Raw genomic sequence first — 11,954 nt, 5'->3', positions numbered from 1 at the left:
TCACCTCTCTCGTACCACGACGAACTCGGCCAGGGCGACGAAGCGTTCACGCACCTGGTCGGCCATGGGCACTTCGTCGAGCGCGGCCAGCGCGGTGCTGTGCTGGCGGCGTGCCTCCTCCTGGGTCCACGCCCGGCCGCCGGCCTGCTCGATCAGCGCGGCCCGCTCGGCCAGTACCTCCTCGGACTCCTCGCCGCGCCCGGTCGGGTCGGCGAGCAGTTCGGCCAGCCGCCGCGAGGCGGCGCCGCCCTCGGCCAGCGCGGCGGCGACCGGCAGCGACTTCTTGCGCTGGCGCAGGTCGCCCCAGTGCGGCTTGCCGGTGACCTCGGTGGCCCCCCAGATGCCGAGCAGGTCGTCCACGGCCTGGAAGGCCAGGCCGAGGTGGTGCCCGTAGCGCTGCAGCGCGTCCGAGGTGCGGTCGTCCGCCCCGGCCAGCACCGCGCCGATCGCGGCGGCGGCGGCCAGCAGGGCGCCGGTCTTGCCGCCCTCCATCTCCAGGCACTCGGCGACGGTGACCACGTCGCGGTGCTCGAAGGAGAGGTCCCGGGCCTGACCGTCGATCAGCTTGCGGGTGGCGGTGGTGATCAGGCTGACCGCGCGGGCGGCGTCGGCGGCGGTGGCGGCACCGGTCCGGCCGGCGTCCAGCAGCACCTCGGTGCCCAGGGTGGCCAGCGCGTCGCCGACCAGGATCGCCTGGGCCGGACCGAAGACGGTCCAGGCGGTGGCCCGGTGCCTGCGGGTTTCGTCACCGTCCATCAGATCATCATGCAGCAGCGAAAAGTTGTGCACCAGCTCCACCGCGACGCCACCGGGCACACCCGCGTGCGCGCCGGCCCCGGCCGCCTCGGCGGAGAGCAGCGCCAGCGCCGGGCGGACCGCCTTGCCGCCGTCGCCGGCGACCGGGTTGCCGGCCTGGTCGGTCCAGCCGAAGTGGTAGGCCGCGACCGCGTCCATCGGCGGGGCGAGCCGGGACACCGCCGAGCGCAGCGGCGGGGTGCAGAGCGTGCGGCCCCTGGCCAGCAGCTCGGGTACCGAGACGGGTTCGGCCTGGGCCGTCGCGCCCGCGACCGTGCTGGGACGTGCCTCCACGAGTGATCCCTCTCCCTGAGCCGTAGGTCTGGTGTTGCTGGGCGTGCTGAGCTGGGTGCCGGCCGGGGCGGTCATCGCGGCCACCGTCCGTCGCCCCGGTCCACCGGGGCGCGCCGACCGGCGGCGGCGAGCGCGGCGTCGGCCGCCGCGTGGCCGCTGCGCACCGCGCCCTCCATGGTCGCGGGCCAGTCGGTGGCGGTCCACGAACCGGCCAGCAGCAGACCGCGCACCCGGGTCACCGGTCCGGGCCGCAGGGCGGCCGTGCCCGGAGCCGGGTCGAAGGTCGCGGTCCGCTCCCGGGTGACGAAGAAGTCGAGCACCTCGGCCCCGCGGGCCGGCGGCAGCAACCGGGCCAGCTCGGGCAGGTAGCGGCCGCGCAACTCGGCCACCGACAACTCGATCTCGTCCTGCACGGCCGACTGGGAGAGCGCCAGGTACTGCGCACCGGGGTGCACCGCGGTCACGCCGGAGTGCGCGGTGCGGTCGAAGACCCACTGCACCGGCGAGTCCAGCGCCGCGAAGAACGGGCGGCGCAGCACCGGCCGGTCGTAGACCACGTGCACGTTGAGGATCGGCGCGTAGCCGAGCTCGCTGAGCCGCCGCTGACCGTCGATCGACTCCGGCGGCAGCAGCGCCTGGGCGGTGTCCTGGGCGCCGGCCAGCACCACGGTGTCGGCGGTGAGCAGTTCGCCGCCGTCCAGCCGCACGGTGTGCCGGCCGTCCCCGTCCGGCTTCAGTTCCACGGCCTTGGTCCGCAGCCGCACCTCGACCTGGGCGGCGGCCAGTTCACGGCCCGCCAGGTCGTGGTGCAGCGCTCCCAAGGGCACCGAGGCGATGCCGATGTCGCTGGCGCCGCGCTCGGTGAGCAGCCCGGTCTTGAAGACCATCGCGGCCAGCGCCAGCGAGACCTGGTCGGCCCGGGCGTTCAGGGTGGCCACGCCGACCAGGTCCCAGAGCGCGGCCAGGGTGCGGTCGTTCTGCCCGTGGGAGCGCAACCACTCGCCGAACGAGACGGCGTCCAGCGCCGGGTCGGCCAGGTCCAGCCGCTGCAGCGCCAGCGCGCCGCGGATCACCCGCAGCCGGTCGGCCGGCGCCAGGTGCGGGTAGCGGGCCAGGCTGGCGGACAGGTGCAGCGGCACGGGCAGGTCGGACCGGCTGAGCCGGCCGTACCGGTAGTGCCCGTGCTCGTCGACGGAGAGCACCGGCACCTCCAGCCTTGGCTGGATCTTTACCTTCCCGTCCGCGCCCAGCCGGTCGATCAAGCCCCGGTAAGCCGTGCAGCAGCGCAGGAAGACGTGCTGGCCGTTGTCCACGGTCAGCTCGCCGCGGCGGAACGAGAAGGCCAGGCCGCCGAGCCGGGGCCGGGCCTCCAGCAGGGTGACCCGGACGTCGGCCTCGGCGAGCCGCAGCGCGGCGGTCAGTCCGGCCAGGCCGCCGCCGACCACCACGGCTGTGCGGCCTGCGGTGCGCCCGGTCATCTCGCCTCCCTGCTCAGTGCCCTGCTCGTCGGCTTCGCCCTGTTCGTGGTCCACCGGACCGGCCTGCTGAATCTCTGCCCAAGATCGGCAACGGTCAAGAGCGTCCTCCGGCCAAGCCGGAGAGCGCGACGTAGGCCTTCTCCCAGCCGGGCAGCGAGACCCGGCCGCGCAGCACCGACTCCGGCTCGGCCGCGATCCGCCCGAGCAGCCGGTGGTAGATCCCCGCCATCGCGGCGGTGCAGGCCCGGCTGCGCCGGTCCAGCATCGGGAGCAGCCGCAGGCCCTCCTCGAAGTAGCCCTGGGCGCGCTCGGCCTCGAAGGCGACCAGGCCGGTGAAGTCCGCGCCGACCGGCGGCCGGGACAGCGCGAAGCCCTGCTCGCAGCCGAACCGGGCCAGGTCCTCGGCGGGCAGGTAGGTGCGCCCGTTGATCGCGTCCTCGCGCAGGTCGCGCAGGATGTTGGTGAGCTGCAGGGCCAGGCCCAGTGTGTCCGCGTACTCGGCGCCCCGCTTGGGGTCCTCGCAGCCGTAGACGCCGAGCGAGAGCCGGCCGATCGAGCCGGCCACGCAGCGGCAGTACACCTTGAGGTCCTCGAAGGTGCGGTACTCCTCGCCGCGCAGGTCCATCTCGACGCCGTCGATCAGCTCGTCGAAGGCGTCCAGCGGGATCGGGAAGCGCCGCGCCGCGTCGGCCAGCGCGACCTTGATCGGGTCGGTGTCCTCCTCGGCGACGCTGCCCGCCCGGACCTCGTCCAGCAGGGTCCGGGTGGCCAGCAGCTGCTCGTGCTTGCGCTCGGGCGTCAGCTGCTCGCCGTCGCCGATGTCGTCGACCCGGCGGGCCAGCGCGTAGAGCGCGGACATGGCGAGCCGCTTCGGCTCCGGGAGCAGCCGGATCCCGTAGCTGAAGTTGCGGGCCTGCAGGGCGGTGACCGCCTCGCAGTAGCGGTACGCCGCCATGACCGGTGCCGACGCCAGTGGTGATGCCGCCACTCGGGCGTTCACCTTCCCTTCGCGAAGATGGCCGCCGCCTTCATCGCGAGGCGGCGCTTGTCGGGCTTCGGCTGCACGGCGAGCACGTCGTGGCCGGCCGCCTCGATGGCCGCCAGTGCCGCGTACCCGCCGGCCGTGAATCCCGCCAGCAGCAGTCGAAGCCTGCCACGAACCGTACCCACCAGCGGGGCGCCGTGATCGAGCAGGGTCCGGGCTCGGCCGGCCTCGAAGACGACCAGCTCACGGACCCGGTCGTCCGCGGACGACCGGCCCAGGTCGGCCTCGGTGACCCGGAACCGGGCCATGTCCGAGGCCGGCAGGTAGATCCGGCCGTTGGCGAAGTCCTCGGCCACGTCCTGCAGGTGCTCGATCACCTGGAGCGCGGTGCAGATCCGGTCGGAGAGCACGATCCGCTGCGGGGTCGACACCCCGGCCAGGGCCAGCACCAGCCGGCCGACCGGGTCGGCGGAGAGCGTGCAGTAGCCGACCAGGTCGTCGAAGGTCCGGTAGCGGGCGACCGTCTGGTCGACCCGGTTGGCCTCGATCAGCCGGCGGAACGGTTCGGGGGTGACGTCCGGGCGCCCGACCAGCGGGACCAGGGCGCGCAGCAGCGGGTGCCGCGGGCGCTCGCCGACGGCACCGGGCATCCCGGACTCGAACACCCGGTCGAGATCGCGTTCGAGGGCATCGAGAAGGCCGAGTCTGAAAGTCGTATCGTCCGACTGCTCCGAAGGAGTGGGGGCCCCCAGCAGCTCCGCCGTCCCGGCGGGGTCGGCGAGGTCGCCGTCCCCCGCGTCGTCGACCAGCCGCGCGAAGCCGTAGACCGCCATCAGGTCGTCCCGCCAGGCCGCGGGCAGGAAGCCGGGGGCGACCGGGAAGTTCTCCCTGGCCGCCTTGTCGAGTGTGTCCCCCACCGAGGCCTCCTGGCGCCGCACCGAGGACCGGGCCGATACCGTCACGTCCGTCACTCCCCCGTTCTACACCGGTGTTGACCATGGAATCGACTCGGATATTCCCCCGGGGCGGAAACGGACCGCGCCTGGGCCCCCACCCTTTCACTTTCCGGCACCAGCCGAAAAGCCCGCCCCACGGCGCGCCGAACCTGCTCACTCGCCCGGCGCACACGCCCCCGCGCGCCTGCTCAGGGCGTGCGCGGGGCCCCGCCGGCCGGCGCACCGGACGGCCCCGGGCGCACAACGACGGAGCCGGTGCCGGGACGCTTCTGGCGTCCCGGCACCGGCTCCGGTGTCGGCGGGTCGGCTCGGACCTACGGGCGCTCGCCGCGCTCGTACATCCCGACCACCTCGTCGGTCGGACCGTCCATGATCAGCTCGCCGGTCTCGATCCAGATGGTCCGCTCGCAGGTGTCGCGGATCGCGTTGTTGTTGTGGCTGACCAGGAAGACCGTACCGGCCTCCTTGCGCAGCTCGCGGATCCGGGCCTCGCTGCGGCGCTGGAACGCCTGGTCGCCGGTGGACAGCGCCTCGTCGATCAGCAGCACGTCGTGGGTCTTGGCCGCCGCGATGGAGAACCGCAGGCGGGCGGCCATGCCGGACGAGTAGGTGCGCATCGGCAGGTTGATGAACTGGCCCTTCTCGTTGATGCCCGAGAAGTCCACGATGTCCTGGTAGCGCTCCTTCACCTGGGCCGGGCTCATGCCCATCGCCAGGCAGCCGAGCACCACGTTGCGCTCACCGGTCAGGTCGTCCATCAGCGCCGCGTTCACGCCGAGCAGCGAGGGCTGGCCCTGGGTGTAGATCCCGCCCTTGGCCGTCGGCAGCAGGCCGGCGATGGCCGACAGCATGGTCGACTTGCCGGAGCCGTTGGAGCCGATCAGGCCGATCGCCTCGCCCTTGTAGGCGGTGAAGGAGATGCCGCGCACGGCGTGCACCTCGGTGATCGCGGGAGAGCGCTTCTTGCTGATCAGCCGGGAGAGCGCCGAGGTGGCGCTGCCCTTGCCGGCCGAGGCGCCGTGCACCTTGTAGATGATGTGCACGTCGTCCACGACCACGGTCGGGACCCGGGTCTCCTGCGCCGCGGCGATCGCCTTGGCGTCGCGCTCCTCGCGGTCGGTCGTCGTCACGGTGTCAGCCACGGCCGTACTCCTCCTCAGCCTTCCAGAAGAAGACGTAACCCAGCACGAACATCACGACACCCCAGGCGACAGCGGCAGCCCAGACGTGCGGGGGCAGGACCTGGTAGTGGACCGGGTGCAGGGTGCGGTTGTAGATCGACGGCATCAGCGAGTGCCGGATCAGCTCCATGTACACGGAGGCCGGGTTGATCTGCATCAGGAACCGGCAGTACGACGGCCACCCCGAGACGTTGCCGCTGATGCTGTACATGACGCCGGAGATGTACATCCAGGTGCGCAGCAGGAACGGCATCAGCTGGGAGACGTCGCTGGTCTTCGCCCCGATCCGGGCCATGATCAGCGCGAGACCGGTGTTGAACAGCATCTGGAAGATCAGCGCCGGGACCACCAGCAGCCAGGCGGCACCGACCGGCATGCCGAAGCCGAGCACGATCGCAACCAGCACGACCATCGAGATCAGCAGCTGCTGCAGCTGGATCACGGTGAAGGCGATCGGCATGCAGGCGCGCGGGAAGTGCAGCGCCCGGATCAGACCGAGGTTGTAGGAGATCGCCCCGGTGCCGGACTGCACCGCGCTCTGGGTGAACTGGAAGATGAAGACACCGGTGCACAGCCACGGGATGTAGTCCGGGATGTTCCGGTTCTTCAGGATCACGCCGAACACCAGGTAGAACACCGCGCAGTTGAGCAGCGGGGTGACGACCTGCCAGACCTGGCCCATCTTGGCGGTGGTGTACTGCGCGACCAGGCGGGCCGTGGCGAAGGCGACGATGAAGTGCCGCCGGCCCCACAGCTGCTTCGTGTAGGCGAACAACCCGGGCCGGGCCCCACTGACCGCGAGGCCGTACTTCTCGGCGAGCTGCTTCTGGGTCAGCCCGGTATCAACACCCCCGGGGCGGGAGAGGTTGATCGGTTCACTCACTGTCGACACATTCGTCCTTCACGAATCGGAAGTCCGGCTGCTGGCCGGGGGCAGTCGCCGGGGCCCCTGAACGGGGCATGGGGAACCGGGGTCCCAGCGGATCACGGGGGGTGTCCGAGCGGCGGTGTGGTGGGTCCACCGCACGGGTGATCAGATGACCGGCGGTCTGCCCAACCTGGTCAATCGCCATACAGTACGCCATCGCATGGGCCGTCGCGCACCCGCGGGTGTGCGCCAGCCCTCCCGGAACCCGGTCCGCCATGCCTTCCAAGCCTCCCCCGAGGGTCGGCGGGCCAGGGTGAGCAGCATCCAGGTGCACAGGTAGAGAGGCACCAGCGGGGCCGGAAGGTTCCGCCGGGCCAGCCAGACCCGGTTGCGCGCCACGTTGTGGAAGTAGGTGGCGTGCCGGGCCGGCGAGGTGGTGGGGTGGTGCAGCACCACGTCCGCGCGGTAGTCGATCGACCAGCCGGCGTCGAGCGCCCGCCAGGCCAGGTCGGTCTCCTCGTGGGCGTAGAAGAACTCCGCGGGCAGCTGGCCGGCGTTCTCGAACACCGCGCAGCGGACCGCGCTGGCCCCGCCCAGGAAGGTGGTCACGGGCGAGGAGCGCAGCGGGTCGCTGGCCCGCAGCCGGGGCACGTGGCGGCGCTGGGTCTCGCCGGTGTCCGGGTCGGCGATCCGGAAGCTGACGATGCCCAGGCCCGGGTCGGCCGTGAAGGCCTCGCGCAGCAGCCGGGCCGAGTCGGTGCGCGGCAGGCAGCCGTCGTCGTCCAGGAAGAGCACCGCGTCGACGTCGCGACCGTTCGGGCCGAACAGCTCGATGCCGACGTTGCGGCCGCCCGGGATGCCCAGGTTCTCCGGCAGCTCGACGGTCCGCACGCCCTCGGGCAGCGGGGGCAGCGGGGCGCCGTTGGCAACCACGGCGAGCTCGACCGCCGGGCCCTCCTGGGCGCGCACCGAGTCGATCAGCGCGGCCAGTTCGGCCGGGCGGTTGCCCATGGTGATGATCACGGCGCCGAGCCGGAAGCGCTCGGCCTGGCCGACCCGGTCGGTCCGCTCGGCCGCCGCCGCGCTCATCGCAGCCTGCTGGACAGGACGATGCTGAGCAGGTGCAGCACGGTCTGCAGCATGGCGATGGCCGCCAGCACCACGACCGCGAGGCGGGTGAAGAAGAGGCCGCCGTGCACCTGGTCGGCGATCCCGGCCGCCAGGATGAAGAGCGAGGCCTCGACGGCGCCGACCAGCCGGTGGAACTTGAGGAAGGCGGCCGCCTTGCGGGCCCTGGCCACGCCGGAGGAGCGGGGCACCGAGGCGCTGTCCTCCACCGCGGTCATGCCGGAGCGGGCCCGGGCGACGTCGACCAGGTCGGTCTCCGACTTGATCAGGATCGCGCCGAGCGCGGCCAGGGTGCCGAGGAAGGCCCACTCCCAGTGGCTGGCCGGGCCGTTGCGGTGGAGCAGGTCGGTGGCGCGCAGGCCGAGGCCGGTGAGCAGCGCGGCCTCGGACATGTAGTGGCCGACCCGGTCCAGGTAGACGCCGGTGAGCGAGGTCTGCCGGCGCCAGCGGGCCACCTCGCCGTCCACGCAGTCGAGCAGCAGGTAGACCTGGATCAGCAGGGCCCCGGCGATCGCGCCCGCGATGCCCGGGATCACCAGCGCGGCACCGGCCAGGATGCCGGTGAGCATCATCAGGTAGGTCAGGCCGTTCGGGGTGATCGCGGTGACCGTGGAGAGCAGCCGGGTGATCCGCAGCGAGATCCTGCGCATGTACAGCCGGCCGGCCCAGTGCTCGGCACTGCGGCGCTGCAGCATGCCCGCGGGGTGGATGACCGCGCGCAGCTCCTCGATCGAGGGACGGACCGTGAGGTCGACCGGGGGGCGGGAAGCTGAGGGCGATTCAGCGGTTGACGGCTTGGACATAGTCGGCGTACGCGTCCCTGATGGCTGTTGGGGAGAGGTCGAGGTGCTCAAGGATGGTGAAGCGTCCCGGGCGGGTATTCGGAGCGTAGTGCACCGCGTCGGTGAACTCCGCCTCGCTGAAACCGAGCTGATCGGCGGTCACCGGCAGCCCGTGGGTCCGCAGGCAGTCGACGATCAGTCGGGTCAGTTCGCGCTCGCCCCGCAGGTGGCTCGCGAAGGCGGCCCCGAGGCCGACCTGCTCGCCGTGCTGGGCGGAACGCTTGGGGTACAGCACGTCCAGGGCGTGCGAGATCTCGTGGCAGGCGCCCGACGAGGGCCGGGTGCTGCCCGTGATGTTCATCGCGATGCCGGACAGTACCAGTGCTTCCGCGAGCGCTGTCAGCAGGTCCTGGTCCGGGAGCGCACCGGGGTGCCGCAGGATGTTCTCGCCCGCCGAGCGGGCCATCGCGACGGCCAGTCCGTCCACCGCCTCTCCGGTCTCCCGGTGCGACAGCTCCCAGTCGGCGCAGGCGGAGATGTTGGAGACGATGTCGCCGATCCCGGAGGCCACGAAGCGCAGCGGCGCCTGCCGGACCACGTCGAGGTCGACCAGGATGCCGATCGGCGAGGGCACCCCGTAGGAGCCGCGCCCGGCGTCGTTGTCCAGCGAGGAGACCGGCGAGCAGAGCCCGTCGTGCGCCAGGTTGGTGGCGACCGCGACCAGCGGCAGGCCGACCCGGGCCGCCGCGTACTTGGCCGCGTCGATGATCTTGCCGCCGCCCATGCCGACCAGCACGTCGTAGTGGCCGCCGCGCATCTGCTCGGCCAGGCGCACCGCGGCGTCCAGGGTGCCGTCCTCGACCCGGTACCAGTCGGCCTTCGGCAGCTGCGGCTCCAGCCGCTGGCGCAGCTTGGCGCCGCTGCCGTTGCTGATCGCCACCGCGATCCGGCCGGCGGTGGAGAGCCGTTGGTCGGCCAGCACGCCGGCCAGCGCGTCCAGCGCGCCGGGGCGGATCTCGACGAACAGCGGGGAGGGGATCAGCCTGGTCAGTACCGGCATGCGATCTCCCGGGCCTTCGCCAGGTCCTCGTGGTTGTCGACCTCGACCCAGGCGACCTCGCCGATCGGCTGCACGTCGATCCGCAGGCCGCGGTCGGCCATCTCCTGGTAGCCGTCCTCGTAGTAGAGCTGCGGGTCGCGCTCGAAGGTGGTGCGCAGCGCGTCGGTCAGGTCGGCGCCGGCGGACGGGTTGATCACGGTGAGGCCGATGTACTCGCCGGTCGCCTCGGCCGGGTCCATCAGCTTGGTGATCCTTTGCACGCCCTTTGCCGGATCGACGACGACCTTCATCTCCTCGTCGGCCAGCTTCTTGACGGTGTCCAGCGCGAGCAGCAGGCCGGGGGCGCGGCCCTCGGTGATCAGCCGGTCGTTGGCGTCGAGCATGGTGCGCTGCACCGAGGCCGGGTGCACGGTGTCGCCGTTGGCCAGCAGCAGGCCCTCGCCGAAGAGCTCGCGGGCGCACCAGAGCGAGTAGGCGTTGTTCCACTCCTCGGCGCGGTCGTTCTCCACCAGGGTCAGCCGCACCCCGTAGCGGCTCTCCAGTTCGGCCTTGCGCTGCTCGACGGCCTCCTTGCGGTAGCCGACCACGATGGCGGCCTCGCGCAGTCCGACCTCGGCGAAGTTGCCGAGGGTGAGGTCCAGCACGGTCTTCTCGCCGTCCACCGGGACCAGTGCCTTGGGCAGGGTGTCGGTGTACGGGCGCAGCCGGCGGCCGGCGCCGGCTGCCAGGACGAGGCCGATCATGCGGGGTCTCCTGTGGTTCGTCGGGCCGGGCGGTCGGCACTGCTGCTGCGGGTGCCCGCGTGACGGCCGGTCTCGCACCCCCGGGTCCGCAGGCTGTGCCGTAAGCGATGGTAGGCGACTCGGATGACCTGCCCGAACGCCGCCCGCCCGGGCGGGCCGCGGGTGAGCGGGCGGTGAACGGTCCGTGGACGAATCTCCCGACACCTGGGGAGCGTGTGCGCCCGAGGGGGCGCGAGGCCGTTCGCGCACGCCGTGCGAAGGCGCCTGTACCTGGCAGCGGCGGCGAATCCGTCCCCGCGCGCCGGGCATGCGGCAGACTGGGCCCCCGTGACCGGTCCACGCGCCGAAAGAGGTCCAATGCCCGATAGCCGATCGACCAGCCTGGCCGACGACCCCGTCGTCGCGGCCTCCCCCGAGATCCTGTTGGAGCTGGTGGACGACCAGGGCGTCACCATCGGCACCGCGGAGAAGCTCTGGGCCCACCAGCAGCCCGGGCACCTGCACCGGGCCTTCTCGGTCTTCCTCTTCGACAAGCAGGGCCGGCTGCTGCTGCAGCGCCGGGCGCTGGGCAAGTACCACTCGCCCGGGGTCTGGTCCAACACCTGCTGCGGCCACCCGTACCCCGACGAGCCGCCGTTCGTCGCCGCCGCCCGGCGCACCGCCGAGGAGCTCGGTGCCGCCCCCGCGCTGCTCTGCGCGGCCGGCACCGTCCGCTACGACCTGCCGGACGAGGCCTCCGGGCTGATCGAGCGGGAGTGGAACCACCTCTTCGTCGGCCTGGTCACCGACGAGCTGCGGCCGGACCCGGAGGAGGTCGACTCCACCCGGTTCGTCACCGCCCAGGAGCTGAAGGAGCTCCAGCAGGAGAAGCCGTTCTCGGTCTGGTTCGACACCGTCTTCCAGGCCGCGCTGCCGGGCATCCGGGAGATCGCCGGCCGGGACTGGTGACGGTCCGTCAGTAGTTCACCGGCTCACCCGGGGAGCGGCAGCGAGGCCCAGATCACCTTGCCGCCGTCCCCGGTCTGCTCCACGTCGCAGGAGCCGCCGGCGGCCAGGCTGATGCTCTTGACCAGCATCAGTCCGCGGCCGCCGGTCTGCTCCTCGTCGCTCTGCACCGCCTTGGGCCGGTACGGGTGCCCGTCCTCGACCGCCACCCGCACCTGGCCCGCGCCGATCGCCACCTCGCAGGTCACCTCCGGGGTGAGCAGCGCCGCGTGCGCCACCACGTTGGTGACCAGCTCCGAGACGATCAGCAGCAGCCCGTCGGTCAGGTCCAGGTACCGCCCGCCGGCCAGGCCCTGAGCCCGCAGCAGGTCGCGCACCGCGTGCCGCACCCGGGGCACCGAGGCCTCCTGGGCGTCGGCCACGATCCGCCAGACGCCCTCCGGGCGGCCGTCGGCCTTCTCCACCGGTTCCGCGACCAGTGGCTCGGTCACGCTGGTCCGCTTCACGTCCTGCCACCCTTCTGAGGAGCGCGGGGCGCCGGGAACGGGGCGTTCCGTTCAGGGCTCCCCCACTCACCCGAGGCTAGGAGAGCACCCCCCGCTCCCCGGCCCAGGTCGAGGAACTTGCCCCCGCCGGACCGTTTCCGACCGACCATGCCCACTCCGCCCCCTCTTGTGCCCGCCCCACCCCCCACAACCAGCGCACTCCCGTTCACCGTGCGAGGAACCCGCAGGTAAGA

At 72.4% G+C, this 11,954-nt stretch carries 12 protein-coding genes; 1 reads left to right on the top strand and 11 read right to left on the bottom strand.

Going from position 1 to position 11,954, the window contains the following annotated elements; all coding sequences use genetic code 11:
* From FHX73_RS24350 to FHX73_RS24305, 10 genes are all read right to left on the bottom strand, one after another.
* The gene (locus FHX73_RS24350; protein WP_145907039.1) at window positions 1-1,164 is read right to left on the bottom strand and encodes a polyprenyl synthetase family protein; all 1,164 of its coding nucleotides are present in this window, start codon (window positions 1,162-1,164) and stop codon (window positions 1-3) included.
* Complete coding sequence (gene hpnE, locus FHX73_RS24345; RefSeq protein ID WP_145907038.1) at window positions 1,161-2,567, bottom strand: hydroxysqualene dehydroxylase HpnE; 1,407 nt, start codon at window positions 2,565-2,567, stop codon at window positions 1,161-1,163. Before hpnE ends, FHX73_RS24350 begins: the two co-directional genes overlap by 4 nt.
* A 94-nt stretch (window positions 2,568-2,661) precedes the next feature.
* Window positions 2,662-3,522: a presqualene diphosphate synthase HpnD gene (gene hpnD / locus FHX73_RS24340; protein ID WP_145907037.1), complete on the bottom strand. Its 861-nt coding sequence runs from the start codon at window positions 3,520-3,522 to the stop codon at window positions 2,662-2,664.
* A 41-nt stretch (window positions 3,523-3,563) separates the two neighbouring features.
* Window positions 3,564-4,469, bottom strand: a complete 906-nt coding sequence (gene hpnC / locus FHX73_RS24335) for a squalene synthase HpnC (RefSeq protein WP_145907036.1) — start codon at window positions 4,467-4,469, stop codon at window positions 3,564-3,566.
* 353 nt (window positions 4,470-4,822) lie between these two features.
* Window positions 4,823-5,638 (bottom strand): ABC transporter ATP-binding protein, encoded by an 816-nt coding sequence (locus tag FHX73_RS24330; protein WP_145908493.1) that lies wholly within the window; start codon window positions 5,636-5,638, stop codon window positions 4,823-4,825.
* A gap of 4 nt (window positions 5,639-5,642) precedes the next feature.
* Window positions 5,643-6,572 (bottom strand): ABC transporter permease, encoded by a 930-nt coding sequence (locus tag FHX73_RS24325; protein ID WP_246213690.1) that lies wholly within the window; start codon window positions 6,570-6,572, stop codon window positions 5,643-5,645.
* A 150-nt stretch (window positions 6,573-6,722) separates the two neighbouring features.
* Window positions 6,723-7,646, bottom strand: coding sequence for a glycosyltransferase family 2 protein (locus tag FHX73_RS24320; protein WP_145907034.1), 924 nt, complete (start codon window positions 7,644-7,646; stop codon window positions 6,723-6,725).
* On the bottom strand, window positions 7,643-8,380 hold the full coding sequence (locus tag FHX73_RS24315) for a CDP-alcohol phosphatidyltransferase family protein (protein ID WP_246213689.1): 738 nt from the start codon (window positions 8,378-8,380) through the stop codon (window positions 7,643-7,645). Before FHX73_RS24315 ends, FHX73_RS24320 begins: the two co-directional genes overlap by 4 nt.
* A gap of 85 nt (window positions 8,381-8,465) precedes the next feature.
* On the bottom strand, window positions 8,466-9,527 hold the full coding sequence (locus FHX73_RS24310; RefSeq protein ID WP_145907032.1) for an iron-containing alcohol dehydrogenase family protein: 1,062 nt from the start codon (window positions 9,525-9,527) through the stop codon (window positions 8,466-8,468).
* On the bottom strand, window positions 9,515-10,270 hold the full coding sequence (locus tag FHX73_RS24305) for a phosphocholine cytidylyltransferase family protein (protein WP_145907031.1): 756 nt from the start codon (window positions 10,268-10,270) through the stop codon (window positions 9,515-9,517). The genes FHX73_RS24310 and FHX73_RS24305 overlap by 13 nt, the downstream gene beginning before the upstream one ends.
* Window positions 10,271-10,627: 357 nt before the next feature.
* On the opposite strand from FHX73_RS24305, the gene idi reads away from it, so the two are divergent.
* The gene (gene idi / locus FHX73_RS24300; protein WP_145907030.1) at window positions 10,628-11,218 is read left to right on the top strand and encodes an isopentenyl-diphosphate Delta-isomerase; all 591 of its coding nucleotides are present in this window, start codon (window positions 10,628-10,630) and stop codon (window positions 11,216-11,218) included.
* Window positions 11,219-11,241: 23 nt separating this feature from the next.
* Here the strand turns inward: idi and FHX73_RS24295 are convergent, their stop codons facing one another.
* A complete protein-coding gene (locus FHX73_RS24295; RefSeq protein ID WP_170305087.1) occupies window positions 11,242-11,694 on the bottom strand; it encodes an ATP-binding protein in 453 nt (150 codons plus the stop codon).
* Window positions 11,695-11,954 lie beyond the last annotated feature (260 nt).

The organism is Kitasatospora viridis, assembly GCF_007829815.1.
GTDB lineage: Bacteria > Actinomycetota > Actinomycetes > Streptomycetales > Streptomycetaceae > Kitasatospora > Kitasatospora viridis.
The sequence above is the reverse complement of the archived record's forward strand: the minus strand, read 5'-3'. Positions and strand labels throughout refer to the sequence as shown.

Bases quoted from the DNA above. Each gene is read 5' to 3' on its own strand.
- FHX73_RS24350 (WP_145907039.1), bottom strand. From the start codon at position 1,164: ATGACCGCCCCGGCCGGCACCCAGCTCAGCACGCCCAGCAACACCAGA.
- hpnE (WP_145907038.1), bottom strand. From the start codon at position 2,567: ATGACCGGGCGCACCGCAGGCCGCACAGCCGTGGTGGTCGGCGGCGGC.
- hpnD (WP_145907037.1), bottom strand. From the start codon at position 3,522: ATGGCGGCGTACCGCTACTGCGAGGCGGTCACCGCCCTGCAGGCCCGC.
- FHX73_RS24320 (WP_145907034.1), bottom strand. From the start codon at position 7,646: ATGAGCGCGGCGGCGGCCGAGCGGACCGACCGGGTCGGCCAGGCCGAG.
- FHX73_RS24315 (WP_246213689.1), bottom strand. From the start codon at position 8,380: ATGCTGCAGCGCCGCAGTGCCGAGCACTGGGCCGGCCGGCTGTACATG.
- FHX73_RS24310 (WP_145907032.1), bottom strand. From the start codon at position 9,527: ATGCCGGTACTGACCAGGCTGATCCCCTCCCCGCTGTTCGTCGAGATC.
- FHX73_RS24305 (WP_145907031.1), bottom strand. From the start codon at position 10,270: ATGATCGGCCTCGTCCTGGCAGCCGGCGCCGGCCGCCGGCTGCGCCCG.
- idi (WP_145907030.1), top strand. From the start codon at position 10,628: ATGCCCGATAGCCGATCGACCAGCCTGGCCGACGACCCCGTCGTCGCG.